The following is a 24,972-nucleotide window of genomic DNA, read 5'->3' on the forward strand; positions in this document are numbered from 1 at the left end:
GATCTTGAACGCCTTATGTCTCGTGGCACTTGACGCTGAATATATTTTTTTATACTAACAAGCTTTATATTCACAACTAAAGTTTTGATTAATTAATGAAACCTCAAATCATAGTTCTGTAAGTGAAATCGCTGATTCCAATTTTATACATAATTGTTATGTTGTAATGGAACTCTAGACCGATCAACTTAGAGTTAAACTCAAATAGATAGAGATTTTGCTGCCGTATTCCAAGTAAGATTACGGGTTAAACAAATTTATAGTGACAAATTTAGTTTCCTACTCTTGAATCCATTTTTTATAAATATTTCATGCAGACTGAGGTTTTTAGTGAACTTTTCCCCTTAATGAGTACAGCCACCCCCCAGACTTTGGAATGGCTGCTCAACGTTGCAATTGAACATGAATACCCATCTGGGCGAGCCGTTGTGATGGAAGATGCCTGGGGTAACGCCGTTTACTTCCTTGTTTCAGGTTGGGTCAAAGTCCGGCGTACCGTCGGGGAAGATGCAGTAGCTCTGGCAATTTTTGGTAGGGGCGATTTTTTTGGAGAAATGGCAATTTTGGATGAATCTCCACGCTCAACCGATATCATAGCCCTTTCGGCTGTGAATTTGCTGAGTGTATCTAGAGAGCGTTTTATTCAAATCTTGTTCAAAGACCCCCAGTTACATCACCGGATGTTACAACTTATGGTACGGCGATTGCGGCAAATTAACTTGCGCTTACAAATGCGGTCTTCACCACCAGCAGTCAAACTCGCCTATACCCTAGTAACTTTAGGCGAAAGCTATGGTCAAGAATCTAATTTTGGAAAGGAAATTTTTAACATTCCTTTCAAAGATTTAGCAGAGGTAACAGAAATTGGTGTTGAAGAAACGACCAAAATTATGGAAAAACTACATGAGAAAGGGTGGATCAAAATTGATAGCGCCAGCAACATCATTTATCTCGTAAACTTCAAACAGTTGATGAACTTGGCTGGCAAAGTGTGATTGTTAAGGGTTCTTAGGGACTGACAAGAAATAAATTAGTCAAATAAACGAACCACAAAGCCACAGAGAGAAGTTGCGTGCGCGGGTTAAGAGCGTTGAGCAAACTTCGGGAGAATACAGAGGAATAAAGACCAGAGAGTTTTTTCGCCAATTATTTTTGGTATTTTTTTATTGTGGGGTGGGCGACACGAACGCCATATAAACTGGGCGGGCTTTTCGACCTATCCCACAAAAATTGAATTGACTTTTGCAATTTAAAACACTCCCAAGCGCAAGCAACATCTATACTGAAATGGAACTTGCGCTGGTCAAAATGAAGGTCAAGTACTTCTGCTACAAAACCTCCAACAATTGTTTAATTTTTGTGTCTTGACGTTCTTTAAATTTTTCTGGAAAAACTAATTCGAGCGTAATCTTGCCATTTGTCTCTTCTACTGCATAAATTTCAGCAACAAATCGGTTAGATGAAAGGTTATCCTCATCCTCATTCAACAGTAAACCTACTAATGGTTTAACAGTTCGCATCGTGTGCAAATCCTGTTGTCCTAGCATTTTGTGAGAAGACACGGCTTTTGTATCCTCTATTTCCAAGCGCAAACCCGTTGTTCCTAATTCTGTGGCTACTGCAAAGAAGAAGTTACCATCCCAGTAGAGTCGGCTATGGCTATTTACCTGCTTGCGTACCTTTTTACGGCTAGTTTGTTTCACGTCACGCAAAGCCCGAGTCAGACTTGTGGCTAAGAATCCAAGGGAAGCGAAGGGTCGGTCTACATACTGCCCCTTTTGAGAATACCACTCCCGAACATCAGAATATAAAACTAGAGTTAAAGCATCGCGTTGGGCATTGTTGAGCTTCACAAAATCAACAGCCAAAAGCGTTTCTGTCTCATTAATCGGAGAAACTCGGACAATCTGCGCTGTTAAAGAGGCACTAGCAGTATAATCTCCCATCACCTCAACTTCCGCTTCATCCAGTAAATTGGGCCAAGTTTCCAAAGAAATTAATGCCCCAGTTTCTGAAATATTCACCGTTTTGCCCATGATTGTTTGACCCCTACTGGTAATTAAGATGGGGAGGCGACGCTGTAAACGGTGGGCAGTACGTATTTGTGGTTGTTCAAAGCCAACCAGCAAAGCAGCTGTCAGCAAAACCAGATTAAAAATAGACCATAAGGTGTTGACTAAGACTGCTTGCCAATCTTCAGGATGTAGCAGCAGCCAATAGGGAACAGCTAGCAAGGAAGAGACTACAAGTGCTGTCACCACCAAAAGACCACGCATCGATTCCCAATCAAAGGTGCGTTTGGTTATAGACGTACCTTTATCGGTAACGTTAAATGAACCCAGCTTGGGATTAAACAGCGCTAACATCGTTACCCACCCAGCCTGGAAAGCCATCGCAAATTCAAAAATTTCATTCCAGAAGGAGAAACGGACGTTTTTGTAAATGATGTAGTTAGTAAAAAGGGAGAGGAGAATATGGGGTAGGGCGTAAGCTAGAGTTTCTAAACCCAAACCTTGCACAGAGTTAACGCCAAATAATAAAAATAGTGTCGGAGCGATCGCATATATTAGTCGAGGATAGCCATACAAAAAGTGCGAAGTCGCGCTAAAATAACAAATCCGTTGTGCAATTGTTAAGTTCAGCTTCGGATTAAAAATGGGGTTTTCTAATCGCAGAATCTGCGCCATTCCCCTGGCCCAACGCACTTGTTGTCCCACGTAAGAAGAAAACGTTTCTGGCGCTAAACCAGCCACCATAATTTTGTCGTAGTAGATAGACTTGTAACCCAGCGAATGCAATCGCAAAGCAGTATGGCAATCTTCCGTCACGGTTTCCACTGCAATTCCCCCAACTTCTAAAGCGTGGGCTTTACGGATTAATGCTGCGGAACCGCAGAAAAAGGCAGCATTCCAAAAATCGTTACCTTTTTGCAGTACCTTATAGAATAGTTCATTACCTGCGGGTATTCTCCCTTTAGTGACCAAATTACGCTCGAAGGGGTCGGGGTTATAGAACCAGTGAGGAGTTTGGACAAACGATACTTTCGGATCGAAGAAAAAACCCATTGTATGCAAGAGAATTTGCCGCGATGGAATGTGGTCGCAATCCAAAATCAACACTAAATCACCATCGGTTTTGTAAAAGGCGGTATTGATATTACCCGCCTTAGCGTGGTCGTTATTGTCCCGCGTCATGTGTATACAGCCGAGTTCTTGGCACATTTGCCGTAGCTGTTCCCGTCTTTTGCTAAACTGTTCATGGCGTGGGTCGTTCTCTTTATACTTCTCTGGACGACCATCATCAAGGACATAAACCTTTTTTTTACCCTGAGCATAATCACAGGCTAAGGCTGCCACAGCCGTCTTACGAACAATCTCCACATCTTCGTTGTATGTAGGGATGTAGATATCAACTTTGAACCATTCCTGGTAAGGAATGTTTGTCAGATTAACTGGTTGGCGTTCTTGAATTTTCAGGGTTTGAAAGTATGCCAATATCAAGGTGAGGATGGCATAAAGTTCGGCGGCGAACAACAGTACGCAAGCAATGCTGTTGAGCCAACCATCAAAGTTGAGGGTGTAGCTGGTGCGGTAGTATAAATAACGCAGCGTTGTTACCATACTCAGCCACAGCATAAACAGGTGATAATAGTGGCTGATTTCTGAAGAAGACTCTTGAAACTCTGCGTGTATAAGCAGTTGACCGAGTAGCACAAGAAATACTGCTACCAATCCCTGCTGCCAAACTTCTATGGGGGTAATAATCAGTGGCAGTGATAGTACCAACAGCAGCAGGATAAACCACTTAAACTGTTTCACACCGACTTTTTGGAGAGTGCGGTCAAAAAATCGGGGGGTAATATCAATCAGCCAATTGCTCAATTTTAAGCGCTGGCGATCGCGTGATTTACGGGGCGGTGTGTGGGGGGAAGATGACATTGTGGATCTAAATTTTGAAATTTAAATTTAAGATTGGCGATAGACCGAAAGTGTCTACTTTTTATCAGCACTCAAGCGCTTGAGATACAACTGAAGAATGCCGTAAAGAATTAGAGACACAGTGAAAATGCCTACAGGTAGCAATAGCCAATTTTCTTGTAAAAAGCGTGATGCTTTACTGAGGATATTGGTATTTTCTAAGCGGCGAGTGTTTGGGGCGCTTTGGAAAAACTGTAGTTGATAGGCATCAGCATCGTAAGAAACTGGGTCTTTTTGATCGCTACTAATTAGCACCGTATCCTTCTTGAGTTGGAAGAACCACGGGTCTTGATTGAGGACTTGTCGCACTCGTTCTAAACCAGTTTCGGTTTGAGATGTTAAAGCTAGAACGACGCGATCGCTGTTCCAAGGAGAGATAATTTGCTTAATCATCCCTTGTGTATCCTGTGGGGTCTGAACCACAGCATTAGCAGAGGAGCGGGAATATGCCTGACTCAAGTTGAAGCCAGTGGAATTAAACACTTCGGGAAAAGGAAACTCTTCTCGCGTTCCAATTCCTACCAAATGGTCATTTTGGCGGACTTGTGTTGGCAAAGCATCCGGTGTATAAACATTTAGTTTGACAGCATCTGCTTGACTGAGCCTTCCTAAACGTTCGCTAAAAGCTAATAAGGTCAAAATATCTGTCTTGGAGGGGATTTGTGGCAGGACGATCGCTGTCTGAGACAAATCCTGTGGTGCAGCAAAGGGGAAACCAAATTTCAGCAGGTTCAAGTCTGGTAGTTGTGTAGAGATTTCCCGCTTCAGGTCGAAGCTAGTATCAGAATGCACCGTACCTGTAAGTTGTTGATCTGGTGCCTGAAGACAGTTCTGTTTATCAAACGGTTCTCTCGGATTCATCCGCATGAAAACTTGCAGTTTCGAGTTAGGTTTGATCAAGTTTTCCGGCAAATTGACTTTGAGGTTTTTGCGAGTTTCTCCCGACTCAGAATCAAGACGTGCGCCACCAATGAAAACTCCATCCAGTAAAACTTCGATCGCAGAAGTTCGCGGATTAACCTGCGGACCATAGCTGTACACCAGATTCATGGAACTACCCCGGAGAAATCTATCATCTGGTAAAGCGCGAAAATCAATTTCAATTGGTGGCGCTCCCATCCCACGTACAGTCACATCATTAAACGGCTCACCATTTACTTGGGTTTTGATATCGCCCAGTTTAAAAGAATTTTGTTCTGGCAAATAATGAGGCCATTGGCGCAGTCCTGGTGTCGAAGCTTCCTTGAGAGTAGTGACAAAAACCACCTGACCAGTACCCATTTTCCGCAAGTCTGGCTGTGATAAAAATTGGGTTGCCTTTTCCACGGCTTTTGCACTGTTGCCAGTAGCAATTAAAACCGGAACCCCGCTCTTTTCAGCTTTAGTTATAATCAACACCCCTGTTTCATCTGGTACGGGGTTATTATCCCGATCAAGAATTTGATTGCTGACGACTTTCAAAGGCAAATTCTTCCAAGTATTTAAAATTGGTTGCTGGTTGGGAGTACCAATGATCGCCAAGCGATCGTTTACCTTCACATTTGCAATATCAGACACCACGCTCGTCTGAATCGGGCGAAAATCTGCGATTCTCCCCAATGCCGCTTGTAAGCGAGCTGCTGCTGTCAACCAGGATTGATCGACTTGATTCGGTTGCAAATAAGCAATTTGGTTAGTTTCTAAGCCGAGTTCGTCAAAGAAAGGATAAGGATAGCGGCTAAAATTCAGAGGAATCGGCTGCCGTTCATAGTTCAAGATTAATTTGGAATCTGGCAGAATCTCTGTCCACAAGTCGGGGCTACTAGGGTCGCTACATTCGAGGGAGTTATTCTGCTGTGCCACCAATACGAGTTCGTTGTAGTCTTGCAGCAGCTTTGGTGGGATATTGAACAGTACTTGACCTACTTGGGACTCTTTGCGATTGAGTGGTACGCTACCAACACTGGTGCCATTCAATAGCACGGTTAGGTTAGAGCGATTGGCATACAGTGCTGGTGAGTGTTGAAAACGGATTAAAGCTTGTACCTTACCCCGATCTAGTTTCCAGCCACGAGGACGGGTAAAGGCAAGACGACCTTCTGAGTAAACCCCGCGCAAGCGCATCCGATTGCCCACTATTGGACTACGATTAAACTCTAGGGTGTAATTTGTCAGGTTCTTGGCAGTAGGAGCTTTTAAGTCTGTTTTACTAGTATTTTCTGATGTCGTTGCTTGAGCTAATAAAGTTACTTCTTGTTGCAAATCGCCTTTGGTTTGAGCTTGAGCGCTCAATAATGAACTAGGAAACAAAAAAAAGCAAGAAGTAACAATAATTGCTTTTTTACTAATTTGGGAAAGATGAAACAATTGCTTCATGGTAGAGCGTGATTTTAGTGTGAATTTACTCAAAGTTTTTACGTAAAAAGTCCAAGTGTTTTGTTGTTTTTAAAACTTAAAACTCATGCCATCGGATTTTTTTAAAATCAACGGGAGTCAGTCTGCCGATAGTAAAAGGTAGTTGGGAAACTTGTACCTACCTCAGCGTCAGGGAGTGTCATTTAAGCAATTGTTGAGGAATTGCCTTTGGAGGTAACAATCCTAACCAAGCCAAATTCTGAGTATAATAAGCAGATTGATCTCCCCAAATTCCCTGCTTGTATTGAGGCAGTATTTTTTTCACAAGCAGTTCTTGAGCGATCGCTGGTTTCACTACTTGCATGGCGGCATACAACATAGCGTATTGGGATGTAGCTTCGTAATTCACTAATGGTTTTCCTTGAAGATCAATACGGGCTGGTATCGATTTTTTACTCCACAGTTTTTGCAGGTGCTGAGTGGATGTCACTAGATAGCGCTGCGCTTGGGGTGAGTTAAACCAAGCAGCATCCAACGACAAACGCCACCAGACTCGATAGGAATCAAAACTATACAAACTCTTCAGATTGCTAGATGCTGGTAGAGTTTGGTATTGTCCTGTTTTGGTATTTAGAGCTACCCAATCACTGGGTAAACCTACGCTAGAAAGCTTTGCGGAATTTTCTAGCACTTGATAGCTGCTGTCTACCAAACTCAACCAATCATGTTGGGGGTCAACTTGTGCAAAGATGCGAAAAGCATAGGGTGCAAAATAAGAGGGATTTAGGTAAACCGTAGATGCATCCGGGACAAATGCAGCTACAGGCCCTGGTAACAGATAGCGCTCACCTTGGGTTTTTGAGATAGTGGACAAATTCCACAAATCTTGCAGTTTGAGTTTTGCTAGTTTCAGGTATTCGGGTTGATGCCAACGCCGTGATGCTAAAATCAGGCCAGTAATCGCATCTATATCTCCATCACTAGCAAAGTTGCTGTCGATAACACCCCAGTTACCATCTTCCTTTCGTCCCCACTTCCAAGCCCACAAACTATCTGTGTGTTTACCAGCAGCTTGGCGCTGGAGGTTATTTTCCGACCAGTTTAAAGTCAGGGCAAAAGTTGTCGGATCATTAATTAGTACTGCTCTTAGCAAAGCATAAGCTTGACCTTCACTAGTTGAGCGATCGCTTGCTTCGTAATCAATCACCCGCCCATCTGACTGAATAAATCTTTGACGGTAGCTATCCCAACTTTGGACTAGTAATTCCCGGTTGGGGGTGGATTTAGGAAGATCGGTTAATAATCGACTACTACCTTCAGTGGGGACATTTGCCACCGGAGTTTGTTCATCCGGCGTTTTGGGGTTTGCTGCCGAGTAACTAGAGACACAGGCAGATAAACCAATCAGGCAGGCAATAGCTGCCACTTTTGGGAAGTGCCACATCCTAAGAACAGTTTGATTTGTAAAAGATTTAAGCGATCGCTAATTACTGTTTCGACGTTGATAATCTTCCCAAGGGGGTTGAAATCCTCGTCGTAGCAGAAAGTCTGTTTGGATTTGCTGTATTTGCCGAGATGCATCGTTATCGTTTCCTCCTTCTGCGGCTGCTTCTAATTGCAGTTGTTCTAGCTGTGCCAGTGCTGTCAAAGGCTGATCTAAAATCGCATTCAATCCAGCAAGGGCGCGGCGTGTGCCTTTGTCTTCTGGTTTTTGTGCCAACACTTGAGCATAAATCTCCTGTGCCGATTCAAAGCGGCGCTGTTCAAAGCGAATTCCGCCCAAAGCCGCTAAGGCATCGATGTTATCTGGTTGTTGCGCCAAAATACTCTGATAGGTACTGCTAGCCAAATTCAAATCACCTACAGATCGAGCCAACTCTGCCTGCAACTGGTATGAGTCAGAAGTTTTGGGAATACGGGCAATCAACTGCTTCATCCGCGCTTGTGCTTGGGCAGGATTGCGTTTTGCGATCGCCTGTAATAGGCGCAGTTGTAGTGGTATGGAACTAGGGTCAGTTTCTACCAGATAACTATATAAAGCTTCTTTTTGCGGATCGGTAGGCAGCGCCCCTATCAAACTGTATAGTTCTGGAGGAGTATTGGTTGCAGGTTGTGTAGCTAACCAATTGTTGAGAACTGCCTCTGCTTCTGGTTGGGAGATCCGCTTCGCTTGATAGGCGATACTAGCACGCCCTAGTTGAATCGACAAATTTTGAGGATTGCGAGCTATCAATTGGTCATAAACTGTCACAGCCTCATCAAAACGCTTTTGTTGCAGTCGTACTCCAGCCAGTCCGCCCAAAGCAGCATCAATAATATCGCTATTATTTGGCTTGCTAGCAATCACAGCTTGGTAACGTTGAGCGCTAGCTTCGAGATTACCCTCACGACGCTCAATTTCTGCTGCTAGTAATTGGGGTGCGAGGTCTTTAGCACCTGCTCTGGTAGCTGTATAAGCCGCCAAAGCTTGCCTTGCACCATTCAAATCTTGTTGCTGCACATACATTTGCGCTACCCGGAAATTCAAAAATGGTACGTTCACCCCCATTTGTAAAAGATTTTGGTACACAGGTAAAAATTCTGGGTCGGGAACATCAATGTTCACTAAAGCATTAGCTAGCTGTTGCAACTGGACGCGATCGCTCGGCGCTGATTGGATTGCAGTAGTCAAACGCTGTTTCAAGTCATTTTTACCGAGTAAACCTAGCTGATTTTCCAAAGCTAATTGTTGTACCACCAGACTTTGATCGTTGGGAAAATCTAACGCCACCCGTCGATATAGTTGCAGTGCTGTTTGTCGTCCTTCGGGGAACCCAGAAAAGACATCAGCGACTTCGCGCAGTAGTTTGGGGGAAGGGTTGGGATCGGTTTGCAGTGCTTGACGGTAGAGATTAAAAACTTGCTGGGTGAGGGTGGGGTTATTGGTGTACTTGCGAATTTCATTGAGCGATCGCGCTAAGGGCAAAATCGCATCTGGTCTTCCCTGTAATACATCTAAAACCGCCAACGCTTGAGCTTGTTGTTGATTGACAAGGTATGCTACAGCTAGTTCTTTACGGGTTTCAAACCCTATTTGGTCAAGTTTATTGGAGCGCTGCAACTGCGCTTCTAATACCTGTACCGCCCCTCCAGGATTGCCTGTTTCTCGTAAGGTGCGACCGTAGGCTACTGCTGCATACCCTGTAATGCTTTTACCAGTGGAGCGATAGCGGTTAAATAACTCCAGTGCTTTCGGAAAATCCCCACTGTAACTATAAGTTTGAGCCGCACCAACAACTGCTTCTGGTGTGGGGTTGTTGTTTAGTACGATTTGGTAGTCTGCCAGAGACTCGGTTAATTGTCCTTGATAAGAGTAGAGTAGAGCGCGGGAAGCACGACCTTCTGAGTCGTTAGGATTCAACTCTAATAAAGTTGTTAGAGCTTCAATTCCTTTTAAGTTCCACTCAGGACGATAAGTAGCCAATACACCAACTGTCTTTAAAGCTAGTTGGTTGTTGGAATCTAACGCCAGTACTTGTTGATAAGCACTCCAAGCTTCGGGAATACGTCCGGCTTTGCGATAAGCGATCGCTAATCCTAACCTAACTTGGGAAGATTGCGGTTGACTTTTAAGGGCTTGTTGGAAGGCTGCGATCGCATCATTAATGAAGCCTTTTTTTAAGAATGCAAAACCCTTTTGTGCTGATGGTGATAAGGTCTGTGCTTGAACCGGGGCAATACTACCCAAAGGTGGCACAGTTAGCAAGTAAGTAAAAAGGAAAAATGAACTAGTAAAAAGAGAACGATATTTAATTTTTTTAGCTTTTCCCTTTTGCCTTGTATCTATATTATTTTGAATCATTGAGTAATTCTCCCTCTGGGAGTGATATCAAATTCTGATTTCACTCTGATACCGAAAACTGTTTCTGAGAAATCATCACGCGATTGAACCGACAAGCCTAGCCGGAGATTATCAAGAAATTTAAAATCATAGAACATTTCTAATACATCGGGACTATTTCCACGACGTAGCTGATCGTTAGAGAGAGCGCGTCCATAAGCTACTCCTACCCGGTCATCTGGGGTAAACAGATCCACAAAACTAGCTCCCAAGACGTAAGTATTTGCACCCTCTCCCAAAGTGCGGTTTTCGTAGTGACCATAGCGCCCAAACAAACCTAATTTCAGATTGGGAATAAAGACTTCGGCGTTAAGACCGTATGCTTCTTCGCGATCGTTTTTTTCAGTGCCAAATTGATTGTTACCTCTGGCAATGCTATAGCTTTCAAGGAAGCTATCATTAACACCAGCGTCGCGATCGGTTGCATAAGTACCACGAATAATTGCATTGCCGTAACGGATGCCAATTTCGCCAGCAAATCCATCTAAAGAAAAGTCACCGATTTTGTCTGCTGATGAAAATACTGCTGCTTTGGCTTCAATATTGTCGGTGATACTCCAATCGGTTAAAAAACCAGTGCGGGAACTAATCCCTGTGGCCGCCAGTGCTGGGTTAGTTTGAAACACCGGATTAAAGAATTGACTGGCTCCATCTTTAGCAAAGCTGTTGCGATCGAAATAAGACGTTAAATCTATTTGACCGATCACAAACCGCAGATTAGGTACTCCTGCTAGTGAAGTCGCCAAATAAAGCTCGTTGATGTTCAAACCATCGTTTCGGGAGTCATCGAAGTTGCGGTTGCTGCCTTGGCTTGTTAAGTCTAGGGTTGCCCCAATCAAAGCTTGAGGAGACAGTGGATAGACTCCGCTGACTCTCGCCCGCGCTGAGGTGTCGCCACCTTGGTTAATATAAACTCCTTGGAATTGTAAAGAGGGTTCCCTTAAACTGCTGCTAGGGAGCTGACGGCGTTGTTGAGTAGTTATCGATGGGGTAACTGGTACTGCTGTGCTTGGAGTGGGAGTCGTACTAAGGACTGATGGTGTTGTCTGTGGTTGTTGATTAAAAGTTGGTGCTGCTCCTGGTGCAGTTGATTCTGGGGTTGCAGGCTTGGGAAGTGGTGGCAGGGGGGCTGTTTGAGAACTGAATAGTTGATTAAAAGTTGGTGCTGGTGGTGCAGTGAATTCTTGCGTTGCAGCCGAGTTGGGAAGTGGTGACAGGGGGGCTGTTTGAGAACTGAATAGTTGATTAAAAGTTGGTGCTGGTGGTGCAGTTGATTCTGGTGTTTCAGCCGAGTTGGCAAGTCGTGGCAGTGGGGCTGAACTACTTGATGGCTGGGAGGCGTTCATCTGTCCCTGCAATCCTAAATTCAGGTTAGAAGTGTCCCCACCTGCTGCTGCCGGGGCTTTTCCAGTTACCTGCTGCTGGATGAAGACACTCTCCATTTGTTGGAGATCGTTGACTGCTTTGGGTTCTACAACTTTCAACACTGAATTAGCGATCGGTGCAACTGCTACACCAGTTCTTCCGCCTGGAGGAGGCAATGTTTGCGATCCTGGCTGAGATTGACTCTTATTGACGGGTAATTTAGGCACTGGTAGCGGTTCTGCTAAACCCAATTGGTAGTCAGTAGTCTTTAGCTGAGATGGGTTGACTTGAGCTGAAGATTTTTCGCTCACTGCCAGTACCGAGCAAATCGAGACGGCGACAGTACAAAGCAGTAGATAAACCTTGTGGTACTGGCTTGGAAAAGTAAATTTATAACAATCGAGTACTGTTTGCCTCATCAGCCTAGTTGGGTAACAACTACATATTTGGGTTATTCAATGTCGCTACCTTAGCAAAGTAAATGGGTATTAACCACTAGATTAAATAAAATTTTTAATTTGCAATTAATTGATTAAGAGTCGATTAAATTTGTTATTTTCAAAAATAAATTGGGCATAATAAGTAAAAACCTGAGCTATTTGCAAACAAACCAAATATTATGCCTTTTTGTCATGCTAAATTTTGATTTAAAGACTATTTTGACCAAATTTAAACCTTTAATTTCTACTAATCTCCAGATAGGCATTTGCCTAATGCTTTTAGCTGCCAATTATGGCTGTGTTCAAAAAGCACAAGAAAATGTGGAGATGAAAATCGGAGATATACAACCCATATCAAGTAAAGGTATATACAATGTCGTCGGTAGTAGCAATCTGCCCGAATCTAGCAAGATTACAGTGGCCGCTGTGCGTTATTTGCGTCCAGTATCAGGGCAAACAGAAGCTTTACTGAATTCAGACACGAGTATTAATCGTTCAATTCTGGCTCGTCAAATTGTGGAAGTGAAGCAGGGACAATGGAAGGCTGCCCTGAATCTGTGGCAAGTTTCACCCGATGGTAGTTTCCAAGAAGTCTGGCAAGCAAATCTAGCACAAATAAGACTGTTTCCAGAAGGTAGCGTTACATTTGTAGCTATTTTCGATCCTGCTACTCAGTCGGAACAGCCAGATAATCAAAACTCTCAAAAGTTGAAATCAGAAAATCAACAGCTTGAAAAGCTTGAAAGCAAGTTGATTCGCTTTACTAACGAAGGTGAAAAATATTTACAAGTCAGCCAAACTTTAACAGTACCCCTACCTACGGAGAAAACAATACCACCTCGTCAGCAACCGGAAGACTTGAATGGTGGTTGGGGAAACCGATATCAAATTCCGCCGCAATCCATAGCTTCTAAAAGTACCTTAGCTCCACCGATTAAAAATAGGCAAACGAATGCCTATCTGACTCCTTCAGAGTTTCTTAGGTGAGAATTAAGATGGGCATTAAACCATAAAATAATCCTGTCTAAGTAAGTGCGGTTTTATCTTATGTTTAATTACGTCTACCTGATTAAGGACGGGATACTGTAGCCTTCCATCGCTCTCTTTTTGATAGATAAAAACTGGAATACCAGCGCTCATATTGAGGCTGGTATCCAGATATTAATCGTTAATCTATTTATCTTCAGCTTTTGCTTTTTGATAAATAGATTTGAGTAAATTTTAAAGGACAGTATTATAGTAAATCTGAAATTTAGCTGGGGATTTTACCTCAGCATTTGTTGCTTGAGACGTTAGTTGCAAATTCTCCTGCATTGCTTGCATCTGTAGCATCATCTCTTTAATTTGTTTTTGCAACTCTTCATATTGTAATGGTATAATTGCTATTTGATTCACTTCACCAGCAGTAATTTCTTTCATACTGTTGGGATTTTCTTGAGCATAGCCAAGGAAAGTTTGGGTAGATGCAAACGCAGAAGTAGCAGCAATATCTCTCATGGTGGTAGTGGTATTTTTTTGAGTTGCAACCTTTGGTAAAGGATTTACTGGTTGTGCGTCCACTGGCGTCTGAGTTTGCGCTTCAACAGGTTGAGATGCAGTTATTGCAGAGTTTTTTGAGATAAGAGCTTGGTCAAAAGGTACTTCGTCATCTAAAAAAGCGTTCAATCCAGAAATTTGCAGTCGAGGCTCGGAAATTTGCCATTCTTTTAGTAATGTCTCTTTTTGCTGTAAGTGTTGCTCTAGATTAGATAATTCTTGCTGAATTTTCGCTGATTTGGAAGAAGAATTTCGCCAACCACAGAAAGCGAGTGCTGAAATTCCAGACCCTATACTAAGTACTGTTGCAAAAACTACGTAAGGGATAGCAACATCTCTAAGTTTGCCAGAAAAAATAGGTTCTTCCTGAAATTTGATAGCAATTTGTTTATCGCCTAGTGTCGCAAGCGGAAATGACATTAAAGAAAATACACTTAGAGAAGCGATCGCAGGTGCTAGTAAAAATTTTTGCAGTGCAGAAAGTGTCATATTTTAGAAGCTTTTGTCAAATAAAAGACTATAGAGAGATTGCAGTAGATATTATTACCGCTTGTAACATCTGGCGAGTATAGAGTTTTTGCGGTGACTCAATATTTGTACTGCCTTAGTATTTAAATTATTCCCTATAGGAGATATTTTCAATAGAAAACTCATGAAGAACTCAGTAAATTACGTAAATTTTTTGTAAATTAAGCAACTAGTGCAAATTATCAAAAGGGAAATACAAAACCTAGATACAAGTTTATACGTATTGCCAGTTAAACTTTTCAGCATTCTTTCCTTTCACTATCCAATTTTTGCGGATACAGAAACAATAGTGCCTAAATATTCCTCTAATATTATTAAAATGGTCAAACGCATGGAAGGTTAATTAAGTAATATAAAAACTATAAAATGAAGGCATTGTAATCAAAATACGAACATTTATCATCGGCGAAGAATTATATTTACAAAAATATATTCTAAGTAATAATACTGTAGAAATTATGTTAATATTAAAATTATTGCTTCTTTTTGCGCGGTTTATACTTATAAGTTTTTCGAGAATAAAAGTAATAATAGTATGCAATTTGTCGATAAAAATAAACTAAGAACATTGAGATTACTTAAGCAATTACTGATATTTTCTCTAAGTCTAGTAGTGTTTTTACTATGTGTTCTGACCAAATCACCTGCAAGTATTCACTTAGATAGTTCTAGGGCTGCCACGCCAATAGAGCTACCACTTTCAACAATTGGTAGAACCATTGTGGATGCCAAAGGCAAGGTTGTATTGCTCAGAGGTGTTAATTGGTTTGGTATGGAAACTGATACGCACGCCCCTCACGGTTTATGGAAACGAGATTATAAAGAAATGCTGGCGCAGATTAAAAAGTTAGGATATAATGTCATCCGGTTACCTTATTCTGTGGCAGGATTGCGATCGCTTAATGTAAGTGGCATTGACTTTGCAATTGGCAGCAACAAAGAACTTGAAGGTAAAACCCCCTTGGAGGTAATGGACTTAGTTGTTCAGGAAGCGGAACGTCAAGGATTGCTAATTCTGCTCGACAGCCACCGCCTCAACGACCAGCAAATTCCAGAATTGTGGTATGGAGACGGCCTTACCGAAGCAGACTGGATCGATACTTGGACAACGTTAGCAATCCGATACAAGAATCAAACTAACGTTATTGGCGCAGACTTAAAAAATGAACCCCACGGGAAAGCTAGCTGGGGTGATAACAATATAAGTACAGATTGGCGATTAGCAGCAGAACGTGCAGGGAATGCGATTCTGGGTGTTAATCCTAATTGGCTAATTGTTGTTGAAGGAGTAGAAAAGAATGTCCCCGGTCAAAAACTGCCACAGCATTGGCATGGTGGAAATTTAGAAGGTGTGAAACGCTACCCAGTCCGTTTATCTCGTTCTCATAAGCTAGTCTATTCTCCTCATGAGTACGGCGCTGGGGTGTATAATCAGCCATACTTTTCTGCCTCTAACTTTCCGAAGAATCTGATTTCTCGCTGGCAAATAGGATTTAACTATATCGCTAGTCAGAATATTGCTCCCATCTTGATTGGGGAGTTTGGAGGACGGCAAATAGACTTAAATTCCAAAGAAGGAATTTGGCAAAATGAGTTGGTGAAATACATTCAAAAAAATAACTTGAGCTTTACTTACTGGAGTTGGAATCCTGATAGTAGTGATACAGGCGGAATTTTACTGGATGATTGGCAAACTGTTGATCTACCCAAACAGCAATTACTGTCCCAACTGCTCCCACCTGTACAAGTTCAACCGCCAAATCAACCGAGTAATCCTCATGTTTCCCCAAACCCTACTCCTTTTGTCTCCCCAACTCCTACTAGTACTGCTCAACTAAAAGTCACTACTGACATCAATTCCAACTGGGAAACTGGATTTTGTGTCAGCTTCAAAATTACAAATCAGGGTAATACCAAGGTTAACAACTGGCAACTGGCATTTAAAATGAATCAAGCTAAGATTAATAACTTTTGGAACGCAGATTTTAAGCAGCAAGGAGCTATACAGTATGTAGTGGCTCCTTTGGACTGGGGAAAAACAATTGAACCAAATCAAGTACGGGATACTGGGTTTTGTGCCAAGAAACTTGGTTCTGACTACCAGCCACAGCAAATAGCCGCCGTCTCCATTTGAAGTTAAAAGTTAAAAGGCGAATTTGTCATGATAAGAGAAATCACTAATCCCATTAACCATTGAGTATTAACTCAGCACACAAGATGACTGAAGCAACAGCAACTCGTCCCAATATCTATGTTCAGGAAACCGAGCCAACGATTCATTACCTGGTGGCAATGTCTCAACCAGAAACCCATCTGTTTGAGGTGACTTTACACCTTGTCGATTATTCCTCGCCGATTCTGGATTTAAAACTACCGGTATGGACACCCGGTTCCTACTTAGTCCGCGAATACGCCAAGAATTTACAGGATTTTGGGGCTTTTGCAGAGGGTAAGCCTTTAGCTTGGCGGAAGATCAGTAAAAATCACTGGCAGGTAGACAAAAAGGGTGTTTCAGAATTAACTATACGTTACCGAATTTTTGCGAATGAGCTATCGGTACGGACAAATCACTTAGATACTACCCACGGTTATTTTAACGGTGCGGCACTATTTTTTAGAATAACGGGCTGGGAGAACCAACCCATTCGCGTCACCATCGTACCAGGACGCCCGGAATGGCAGATAACTACTGCCCTACCCCCGATTGCTGAGGAAAAAAATACTTTTTTGGCTGGCGATTTTGATACTCTTGTTGATACTCCGTTTGAGATTGGTAGTCACCAATTGTATAATTTTGAGGTTTTGGGAAAACCCCATGAACTGGCAATCTGGGGGCAAGGAAATTTCCAAGCCCAGGAGATGATTGCTGATATTCAAAAAATTATTCAGGTAGAAGCACAGATGTTCGGCGGTTTGCCATATCAACGATACGTGTTTGTACTACATTTATTTAGCCAAGCTTTTGGCGGTTTGGAGCATAAGGACTCTTGCTCCTTAATTTATCAGCGTTTTGGATTTCGCGCTCAGGATAAGTACAATCGCTTTATCCAATTGGTAGCACACGAGTTCTTTCACTTGTGGAATGTCAAGAGAATTCGCCCAAAAGCATTAGAGGTTTTTGATTACGACCAAGAAAATTACACACCATCATTATGGTTTTGTGAGGGTACTACTAGTTACTACGACTTGTTAATTCCTTTGCGGGCGGGAATTTATGATGTTCAATCGTATTTAAATAATTTGGGCAAAGAAATTACCAGATATGAAATGACACCGGGGCGCAAGGTACAACCCCTTTCTGAGTCGAGTTTTGATGCCTGGATAAAACTCTATCGCCCGGATGCCAATAGCGGGAATTCCCAAATCTCCTACTATTTAAAGGGAGAAATGGTATCGTTATTGCTGGATTTACTGATTCGCTCTACTCACGACAATCAGCGCTCCCTTGATGATGTGATGCTGAAAATGTGGCAGCAATTTGGGAAAGATGAAATTGGCTATACGCCAGAACAGTTGCAGGAAGTTATAGAATCTGTAGCAGAAATCGATTTGACTGATTTCTTTAAACGCTACATTGATGGCACTGACGATTTGCCTTTTAACCAGTATTTAGAACCCTTTGGCTTGCAGTTGGTAGCCGATCAGCAGGAAGAACCTTACTTGGGTGTGAGAATAAATACAGAGAATGGGCGGGAGATGATTAAGTTTGTGGAAACTGGTTCACCTGCACAAATAGGGGGAATTGATGCAGGTGATGAATTACTAGCAATTGATGGGATTAAGCTAATGGCGGGTGGCTTAAGCGATCGCCTGAAAGATTACCAACCAAACGATAAAATTGAAGTCGCAGTTTTCCACCAAGACGAACTGCATATTTATTCCATTACCCTCGCGTCACCACATCCGACTCGATATCAGGTAAAGCCTGTTGAGCATCCTAACTCCATACAGCAGCAAAACTTTGCTGGATGGCTTGGGGTAGCGATCGCAACTGTTTGATAAAGGGATTGGGCATTGGCTTTCCTGACTTTTCACGCTATCTAGAAAACCTCTCTTCTATTTCTCCCTCCTTCTAGGCTACGGTGTACACAGAAGTCTTTGGTGAGGTGATTTGCGGTTAAGTCTTATAGCCCTAAGAAACCTCACCCTGCTTTTGCTATGCAAAACCTGTCCCTCTCCAAAGTATCGGAGAGGGATGTCCGATAGGACAGGGTGAGGTTTTTCTTTTGTTTTGGGTAATTCGATGACTTGTGTGTACACAAAATACAAACAACAGTATAGTTTTCATTAATTTCCCCATTTTCCGCCTAGATTTGCTTTGTCTAAGTTTTCAACAGTTTAAGTAGTAAGTAATGTCGGTTTCATTAGAGACAGCACTGTTTAAGTTAACACGTGCTACAAAGACAAAGCATATCCAAACTCATGAGCTAGCATGAATTCTGACTTCTGAATTCTTCTTCAAGAACCACGGGTAGAGATTATAAATGTTGTTTGCTCGCTACTATTCTAACCTCAGAGATTGCACTTAGTCATGGAATTGATATTGACATTCCTAAGTACAATCTCTGAGTTGGGTATTGGGCATTATTGTTTATCCCCCTTGTCCCCCTGTCCCTTCAATCCCCACTACCCAATATCTAGTTCTAAGGCGTTCTCACCGCTCCAGAATAAATCAAACCCCGTTGCAGATCCAGGGTTATAATTGCCCCATCTCGAATCGCCTGGGTTGCCTGCTTCACGCCGACAATGACTGGCACACCGAGACGCAACCCAATCACGGCTGCGTGACTTGTAAGACTTTCTTCTTCAGTAATTATACCGGCCGCTTTCCGAATAGCCTCAACAAAATCGGCGCTAGTGCGGGGTGCAACTAATATGTCTCCAGGATTAAAGTTACTAACATCCATACCAGTATTAGCCACCCGGGCGCGACCACTCACTGAACCTTGTCCCAGTCCAATTCCGTGACCTAATATTGCCGTTACCACCTCTACCTTAATTAAATCTGTGGAGCCGGAAATTCCCTGGAGTGTGCCAGCAGTCATCACTACTAAATCTCCCTCAGACAGTAACTTCAACTCCTGAGCTACGTTGATCGCAGCTTGAAATGTTTGACCAGTGGAAGGTAATCCTAGCACCAACAGGGGTTTTACTCCCCACACCATTTGTAGCTGTCGCGCCACATTCACATGGGGTGTCACTGCCAAAATCGGTGTATGGGGACGGAATTTAGAGACATTGCGAGCTGTTGCCCCCGTTTGCGTTAGGGTCATGATTGCTGCTGCACCTAGTTGTTCGGCAATTTGACCCACAGCTTGACTAATAGCATTGGGAATGGAGCGGCGGGCATCTCTGGAAGAACGTAAGTTTAAGTGTTGGGCTTCTTCTTGCTCCATCCGCTCGGCAATTCGTGCCATCGTCGCCACTGCTTCTACAGGGAAGCTACCCACAGCAGTTTCATTGGAGAGCATTACCGCGTCTGTGCCGTCTAAAATCGCATTTGCCACATCCGATACTTCAGCGCGAGTGGGACGGGGATTGCTCACCATGCTGTCTAACATCTGGGTGGCGGTGATGATGGGAATCCCCAAGCGATTTGCTGTAGCAATTAGCCGCTTTTGCAGTACCGGAACATCTTCAGCTGGCAATTCCACCCCTAAGTCACCTCTGGCAACCATCACGCCATCACACAAAGCCAGAACTGCCTCCATTTGTTCAATGGCCTCGTGCTTTTCAATTTTGGCAATTACTGGTACTTGCTTGCCTGTGCTGGAAATTAGTTCTTTAATTTCGATCATGTCCTGGGGATTGCGGACAAAGGAAAGTGCCACCCAATCTACACCTTGATCTAGACCAAACATCAGATCCTCTCGGTCTTTGTCGGTCATTGCCTTAATTGACAGGTAAACGCCGGGAAAGTTTACGCCTTTGTTGTTAGAAAGTTTACCAGGCACGGTGATCCGACAATGCAAATCACCTTTGTCTCGGTTAATCTCCTCCACAACCATTTCTACTCGTCCATCATCGAGGAGAATTTTTGCGCCAACTGGGACTTCTTCGGCTAAATAATCGTAGGTAACGCAGCTAATTTCTTGACTACCTATAACTGGACGATTTGTCAAGGTGAAGCGATCGCCTTTTGCCAAAACTATAGACCCGTTGTCAAACTTCCCCAACCGAATTTTTGGGCCTTGCAAGTCTTGGAGAATAGCCACTGGCTGATTTAGTTCAAAGGCGGTTTGCCGAATTAAGCGAATACTACGCTGATGATCGGCATGAGTTCCGTGGGAGAAGTTTAGCCGCAGCGTCGTGGCTCCCGCTTCAATAATCGCCTTGAGCATTTCAGGACTGCTAGTGGCGGGGCCAATAGTAGCGACAATTTTTGTCCGGCGCAGAGAATCTCTTAATTGCATAGGGGCTGAAGTTAGGGAGCTATCTGGGAAGTCATCGTAACTTAAGTGGCATCTCCTTTTCGGTTACTGCTATATCAATAGATATAAGCAGCTAGAGAGGTTTTATGGGAGAGTGAGGGCTGGGGGATAGACTAGATATAGTACATTAATCTTGTATCCATCCTCCCAACGAAGGTGTTTATCCCATCAACTTCTTGCCAATTGTCATACCCCACCTATCAGTAAAGACTAGTCCTCGTCTGGAATCATAGCGTTATTCATCTACTGATATGCAAAGCTATGAATAAATATTGCTATACAAAACTTTACAAAATTTTATTCTTCTCTAATCTTTATCGTATATTTGTAATGTTTGATTAAGAAGGAGTCAATGTTAGAGATGATCGCATCGGAGGCACAAAAGCCACTGACAATCCCGCCGAAAGAATTTTTAGCGCCTCCTGGTGATTTTAATCCTACGCTACTGCTGTTTTTAGTAGCTGTAGCAATGCTGGTGTTATCTAACTTTGGTTACTGGCTTTGGGAATGGCCGCACTGGCTGTGCTTTAGCGTTAACACTATTGCCTTGCATTGTGCTGGGACGGTTATTCATGATGCTTGTCACCAATCAGCCCATCGCAACCGGGCGATCAATGCGATGTTAGGGCATGGCAGTGCATTGATGCTAGCTTTTGCTTTTCCAGTGTTTACGCGGGTGCATTTACAGCATCATGGACATGTCAATCATCCCAAGGACGACCCAGATCATTATGTCTCTACGGGTGGCCCGCTATGGCTGATTGCGGTGCGGTTTTTGTACCATGAGGTATTTTTCTTTCAGCGGCGACTGTGGCGTAAATATGAGCTATTAGAATGGTTCATCAGCCGCTTAATTGTTGGTGTAATTGTTTATATATCAGTGCAATACCACTTTTTGGGTTACATTCTCAATTTTTGGTTTATACCCGCTTTTGTGGTAGGGATAGCACTGGGATTATTTTTTGACTATTTGCCCCATCGTCCCTTTGCGGAGCGCGATCGCTGGAAAAATGCTCGCGTCTACCCGAACCAAGTTCTTAATATTCTGATTATGGGACAGAATTACCACTTAATTCATCATTTGTGGCCTTCTATTCCTTGGTATAATTACCAACCTGCTTACTATGTCATGAAGCCTCTGTTAGATGAAAAAGGATGTTATCAAAGTTCAGGATTGTTGCAGAAAAAAGACTTTTTTGAGTTTGTTTACGACATCTTTCTAGGAATTCGGTTTCATCATCAAAAAGAATAGAGTTGTTGCGTAAAGCGATCGCAAACCAATGGCTAGTACTGGTAAATTAACAAAAGTAGATCATGACCAGGGCTAGCCTTCAGAGTCAACTGAGTGCGATCGCTCAACAAACAGTTCCAGATTTTTGAAATGGATGCTTTAGTGCAAGAACTCTACACAAATCTTTGATTTCAATAAGCACACCTGGAGCGATCGTTGCTAGGATACTGCCAACGCTGGGTATCAATGGAAGTAAATCAGGTAGGCGATCGCTCTCCAAACAAAGCCAAATCAGTAATTTTGGTTGGTGATGGATGCGATCGCAGTAATTAAACTCCCGTTATATTAAAGGCGGAAGCTGCTATATGGGAAGACGGAAGTTTCTCCAGGCTGCGCGAAACACGGAAACATGAAGGCGGAAGTTGCTGCAAGGAAGACGGAAGTTGCTACAGGGAAGGTAATACCGTTTTACTATAAGAATTGTACATTTAGGCAAGCTGGAGAAGCTGACGTTAAGTTAGGGGAGGAGTCAGCTATTCACACAGAACGCCAATTTTCGATTTGCAAGTTAGGTACTCTTTGAAATTCTCGGACATTAGATGTCACCACAATATGATTATTGATTACTGCGGTGGCTGCGATAAGTACATCATAAGCACCAATAGGTGAACCAGCTAATTTAAGAAAGCTTCTGATATGGGCTGCTTGTTCTGCTTCTTTTGAATCAAAAGGTAAAATTGTAATTGAACCTAACAATATTTCAATAATTGATTGGATTTTAACAGCGCGTTGTGGGTTTATAGCTAATCCATATTTCACCTCCATAACTGTTATAGATGAAACAAAAATTTCAGTAGGGGAGATTAACTTTATTCGCTTGAGGGTGTTTTCTTCTCCTTTGACAAAATCACTAATGACGCAAGTATCCAGTAAATAACCCATACATAATTAAAGTTCTATTTCGTTCGGTGGTATCAGTTCCTCTCGATATGATTCAAAAATAATACTTTCTTTTATGCCTGAATATTGCATGATTATTTCTGGCCATTGGCTGGGTTTAGTTTCTAAGAAGGTGACAAACACTAAACTTTCAGTGATACCTTCTGGTGTTTCAGCTAATTCAATTTTGCCGTTTTTATAAATTCCTTGAATTGTTTTTAACATATAGCTTACCTCCTACATAAATTTTAACCTATAGGACTCATCTTTGATTTTTTAAAAAATTTAGTATAACTCAAAGAGGCTTCTTGACTGTTGCCTATTGCCTGACTACGCAAATAATTTTATAAATTAAAAATAGTTTTCAACAACCATAAAAATAACCTCTGAAAGCGATCGCCTCGAAAGTTTCCCGAAAGTGCGATCGCATTTGCTAAAAATCAAAAGAGTGATTTATGTCTAACTGATTCTTTGTAGACATTCTGCGGGATCTTGCGACTTTTGCTTAATTCAATCGGCTATTGCCTGTGGTGTCATCCTTAAACCCATAACTGGACTGTTCACCTTCAAAATGAAAGCTTCACAGCGATCGCCTTTTTATTCCATCTACCTCATTTTGTTAGCGATCGCGCTCCTGTAAGTTAGTAATAAATTCGACATATCATAACTAAGGTTAATACTGGTGGAAGCGATCGCCTCACAAATAGACCTCAAATAACTACGGCAAACTTAGTAATATTCTCCCATCAGCAGCAGGTTGAGCAGCCACGTCAGCCCATAATTATACTTTTGTGCTGTTTGTTACATATATTTTATTTTATTTAAGTAATTTACACTTTTGATTTAACTACTGGCTGTGAAGTTTGTAAAGACTGGGGCAAACTCCAGTCGGGACGCAAGCTGGCGGCGTTGCGTAAATAGATATGATGAATTGAGGCGGAGGCTGGCAGATAGGCGTGGATTAAGAAGCGAATGCAGCGCTGTAAGCTGCCTTCGACATGCATTTGCTGCACATCCAACATGGCGACATTATCCCAACCAGGACGCGATCTGGCGATCGCAGCTGGAAAAATCGCATCCAAATCGCGTGTAACTGAGAAAGTCACACTAATCATGTCCCTCGGTTGAAATTGATTCCGGTTTTCCAACTCATCTAAAAGTTCCGTCACTACCTCTTGCATTGCCTCAACGGTATTTTCTGAAACGGTTGTTGCTCCGCGAATCGCCCGCATTTGCCACTCCACGCCAAAATCCTCCTTAAAACAGAAAAGTGATAAATTAAAAGTTGAGAATGAGAAGTTAAGATTTTTAACTCATAACTCCTCACTCATAACTCCTAACTCATATTAGGGTCGATATAACCACAAGGGTAAACCACTAGTAGACATTTCAAATTCGAGCCAATTAATTCCAGATCGAATTCCTGATGAAACTTGACGACTTCCTGGTAGAAGGCGACTCAATAAAGGTTTAGGTTCTTCTAGGGTATAGCAGAGAGTTTTTTCTGGATCAAGACCGACCAGTTCGGCTGTCCAGCGACGGGCATCTTCTTCTGTACCCAGACGGTCTACAACACCTAATTCTAGGGCTTGCTGTCCAGTAAAAATCCGGCCATCAGCGAAACTTTTTACCGCTTCTATTGTTAAAGAACGGCCATCAGCTACCGTTTGGACAAACTGCTGATAACTTGTGTCAATCAACTCTTGCAGGATGTTTTCTTCGGCTTGAGTCAGTTGGCGGTCGAAAGACAATATGTCTTTGTAAGGGCCAGACTTAATTACCTGGAAGGAAACACCGATTTTTTCTAGCAAGCGTTCCAAGTTATTCCCACGCAAAATCACACCAATACTACCAGTAATTGTACCTGGGTTAGCTACGATGTGTTCGGCTCCCATGCCGATGTAGACTCCTCCAGAAGCCGAGATATTGCCAAAGCTAGCGACGATTTTGATTTTTTCGCGCAGACGCTTCAGGGCGCTGTAGATTTCTTGGGAATCTCCGACTGTACCGCCAGGGCTGTCAATACGTAGCAATAACGCCGGAAACTTTTTTTCTTCTACAGTTTTCAGGGCTTCTAGAACGCGTTTGCGAGTAGCACCCGCGATCGCACCAGTAATTTCAATCCGCGCAATTTGTTTTCTAAACTTGGGCTTAAACGGCCAAATCATGAGCTGTCAACATACCTCGTAATAAACTTAATATAAGATGCCCAACGGTCAGACGACCTCTTTTGCTCTGTTAAGAAACATGAGCAAGCATTGCGATCGTCCAGATTTTAAGGAAATTTTTATATTTTGCAGTGAGTTTTATT

At 42.6% G+C, this 24,972-nt stretch carries 16 protein-coding genes; 5 read left to right on the forward strand and 11 right to left on the reverse strand.

Annotated features, from left to right (window positions below; genetic code table 11):
* The first annotated feature begins 311 nt into the window (after window positions 1–311).
* On the forward strand, window positions 312–995 hold the full coding sequence (locus V7K32_RS05540; protein WP_334991034.1) for a Crp/Fnr family transcriptional regulator: 684 nt from the start codon (window positions 312–314) through the stop codon (window positions 993–995).
* A 333-nt stretch (window positions 996–1,328) separates the two neighbouring features.
* Here V7K32_RS05540 and bcsA read toward each other — a convergent pair whose 3' ends face one another.
* The 5 genes from bcsA to V7K32_RS05565 all read right to left on the reverse strand — a co-directional run bounded on the left by bcsA (window position 1,329) and on the right by V7K32_RS05565 (window position 11,867).
* A complete protein-coding gene (gene bcsA / locus V7K32_RS05545) occupies window positions 1,329–3,938 on the reverse strand; it encodes a UDP-forming cellulose synthase catalytic subunit (protein WP_334991036.1) in 2,610 nt (869 codons plus the stop codon).
* Window positions 3,939–3,992: 54 nt separating this feature from the next.
* The gene (locus V7K32_RS05550) at window positions 3,993–6,332 is read right to left on the reverse strand and encodes a cellulose biosynthesis cyclic di-GMP-binding regulatory protein BcsB (RefSeq protein ID WP_334991038.1); all 2,340 of its coding nucleotides are present in this window, start codon (window positions 6,330–6,332) and stop codon (window positions 3,993–3,995) included.
* A gap of 178 nt (window positions 6,333–6,510) precedes the next feature.
* On the reverse strand, window positions 6,511–7,755 hold the full coding sequence (locus tag V7K32_RS05555; protein ID WP_334991040.1) for a glycosyl hydrolase family 8: 1,245 nt from the start codon (window positions 7,753–7,755) through the stop codon (window positions 6,511–6,513).
* A gap of 39 nt (window positions 7,756–7,794) precedes the next feature.
* Window positions 7,795–10,152 carry a tetratricopeptide repeat protein gene (locus tag V7K32_RS05560; RefSeq protein ID WP_334991042.1) on the reverse strand — a complete coding sequence of 786 codons (2,358 nt, stop codon included), beginning with the start codon at window positions 10,150–10,152 and terminating at the stop codon, window positions 7,795–7,797.
* Window positions 10,149–11,867 (reverse strand): porin, encoded by a 1,719-nt coding sequence (locus tag V7K32_RS05565; RefSeq protein WP_334991044.1) that lies wholly within the window; start codon window positions 11,865–11,867, stop codon window positions 10,149–10,151. Before V7K32_RS05565 ends, V7K32_RS05560 begins: the two co-directional genes overlap by 4 nt.
* A 402-nt stretch (window positions 11,868–12,269) precedes the next feature.
* Here V7K32_RS05565 and V7K32_RS05570 point away from each other — a divergent pair, with 402 nt between their 5' ends.
* The gene (locus V7K32_RS05570) at window positions 12,270–12,983 is read left to right on the forward strand and encodes a hypothetical protein (protein WP_334991046.1); all 714 of its coding nucleotides are present in this window, start codon (window positions 12,270–12,272) and stop codon (window positions 12,981–12,983) included.
* A gap of 234 nt (window positions 12,984–13,217) precedes the next feature.
* On the opposite strand, the gene V7K32_RS05575 is transcribed toward V7K32_RS05570, so the two are convergent.
* Window positions 13,218–14,021: a hypothetical protein gene (locus tag V7K32_RS05575; protein WP_334991048.1), complete on the reverse strand. Its 804-nt coding sequence runs from the start codon at window positions 14,019–14,021 to the stop codon at window positions 13,218–13,220.
* Between the two features lie 574 nt (window positions 14,022–14,595).
* On the opposite strand from V7K32_RS05575, the gene V7K32_RS05580 reads away from it, so the two are divergent.
* Window positions 14,596–16,194 (forward strand): cellulase family glycosylhydrolase, encoded by a 1,599-nt coding sequence (locus V7K32_RS05580; protein WP_334991050.1) that lies wholly within the window; start codon window positions 14,596–14,598, stop codon window positions 16,192–16,194.
* Window positions 16,195–16,277: 83 nt separating this feature from the next.
* Window positions 16,278–18,059 carry a M61 family metallopeptidase gene (locus V7K32_RS05585; protein WP_334991052.1) on the forward strand — a complete coding sequence of 594 codons (1,782 nt, stop codon included), beginning with the start codon at window positions 16,278–16,280 and terminating at the stop codon, window positions 18,057–18,059.
* Between the two features lie 644 nt (window positions 18,060–18,703).
* On the opposite strand, the gene pyk is transcribed toward V7K32_RS05585, so the two are convergent.
* Window positions 18,704–20,473 (reverse strand): pyruvate kinase, encoded by a 1,770-nt coding sequence (gene pyk / locus V7K32_RS05590; protein WP_334991054.1) that lies wholly within the window; start codon window positions 20,471–20,473, stop codon window positions 18,704–18,706.
* A 379-nt stretch (window positions 20,474–20,852) separates the two neighbouring features.
* On the opposite strand from pyk, the gene crtR reads away from it, so the two are divergent.
* A complete protein-coding gene (crtR, locus tag V7K32_RS05595) occupies window positions 20,853–21,743 on the forward strand; it encodes a beta-carotene hydroxylase (protein WP_334991199.1) in 891 nt (296 codons plus the stop codon).
* A 516-nt stretch (window positions 21,744–22,259) separates the two neighbouring features.
* Here crtR and V7K32_RS05600 read toward each other — a convergent pair.
* From V7K32_RS05600 to sppA, 4 genes are all read right to left on the reverse strand, one after another.
* The gene (locus tag V7K32_RS05600) at window positions 22,260–22,664 is read right to left on the reverse strand and encodes a type II toxin-antitoxin system VapC family toxin (RefSeq protein ID WP_334991056.1); all 405 of its coding nucleotides are present in this window, start codon (window positions 22,662–22,664) and stop codon (window positions 22,260–22,262) included.
* 6 nt (window positions 22,665–22,670) lie between these two features.
* Entirely contained in the window at window positions 22,671–22,886 is a 216-nt protein-coding gene (locus tag V7K32_RS05605) for a hypothetical protein (protein ID WP_118167444.1), read from the reverse strand.
* A 605-nt stretch (window positions 22,887–23,491) separates the two neighbouring features.
* Window positions 23,492–23,905 (reverse strand): chorismate mutase, encoded by a 414-nt coding sequence (gene aroH / locus V7K32_RS05610; protein ID WP_334991058.1) that lies wholly within the window; start codon window positions 23,903–23,905, stop codon window positions 23,492–23,494.
* 102 nt (window positions 23,906–24,007) lie between these two features.
* Window positions 24,008–24,829, reverse strand: coding sequence for a signal peptide peptidase SppA (gene sppA / locus V7K32_RS05615; RefSeq protein ID WP_334991060.1), 822 nt, complete (start codon window positions 24,827–24,829; stop codon window positions 24,008–24,010).
* Window positions 24,830–24,972: the final 143 nt, after the last annotated feature.

It is taken from the genome of Nostoc sp. (genome assembly GCF_036917635.1).
In the GTDB taxonomy this organism is placed as follows: Bacteria; Cyanobacteriota; Cyanobacteriia; order Cyanobacteriales; family Nostocaceae; genus Nostoc.

What these genes read in the sequence shown, in the direction of transcription:
- V7K32_RS05605 (WP_118167444.1), bottom strand. Translation starts at nt 22,886, where the DNA reads ATGTTAAAAACAATTCAAGGAATTTATAAAAACGGCAAAATTGAATTA.
- V7K32_RS05540 (WP_334991034.1), top strand. Translation starts at nt 312, where the DNA reads ATGCAGACTGAGGTTTTTAGTGAACTTTTCCCCTTAATGAGTACAGCC.
- V7K32_RS05560 (WP_334991042.1), bottom strand. Translation starts at nt 10,152, where the DNA reads ATGATTCAAAATAATATAGATACAAGGCAAAAGGGAAAAGCTAAAAAA.
- V7K32_RS05550 (WP_334991038.1), bottom strand. Translation starts at nt 6,332, where the DNA reads ATGAAGCAATTGTTTCATCTTTCCCAAATTAGTAAAAAAGCAATTATT.
- V7K32_RS05570 (WP_334991046.1), top strand. Translation starts at nt 12,270, where the DNA reads ATGCTTTTAGCTGCCAATTATGGCTGTGTTCAAAAAGCACAAGAAAAT.
- sppA (WP_334991060.1), bottom strand. Translation starts at nt 24,829, where the DNA reads ATGATTTGGCCGTTTAAGCCCAAGTTTAGAAAACAAATTGCGCGGATT.
- V7K32_RS05555 (WP_334991040.1), bottom strand. Translation starts at nt 7,755, where the DNA reads ATGTGGCACTTCCCAAAAGTGGCAGCTATTGCCTGCCTGATTGGTTTA.
- crtR (WP_334991199.1), top strand. Translation starts at nt 20,853, where the DNA reads ATGATCGCATCGGAGGCACAAAAGCCACTGACAATCCCGCCGAAAGAA.
- V7K32_RS05580 (WP_334991050.1), top strand. Translation starts at nt 14,596, where the DNA reads ATGCAATTTGTCGATAAAAATAAACTAAGAACATTGAGATTACTTAAG.
- pyk (WP_334991054.1), bottom strand. Translation starts at nt 20,473, where the DNA reads ATGCAATTAAGAGATTCTCTGCGCCGGACAAAAATTGTCGCTACTATT.
- V7K32_RS05575 (WP_334991048.1), bottom strand. Translation starts at nt 14,021, where the DNA reads ATGACACTTTCTGCACTGCAAAAATTTTTACTAGCACCTGCGATCGCT.
- V7K32_RS05585 (WP_334991052.1), top strand. Translation starts at nt 16,278, where the DNA reads ATGACTGAAGCAACAGCAACTCGTCCCAATATCTATGTTCAGGAAACC.
- bcsA (WP_334991036.1), bottom strand. Translation starts at nt 3,938, where the DNA reads ATGTCATCTTCCCCCCACACACCGCCCCGTAAATCACGCGATCGCCAG.
- V7K32_RS05600 (WP_334991056.1), bottom strand. Translation starts at nt 22,664, where the DNA reads ATGGGTTATTTACTGGATACTTGCGTCATTAGTGATTTTGTCAAAGGA.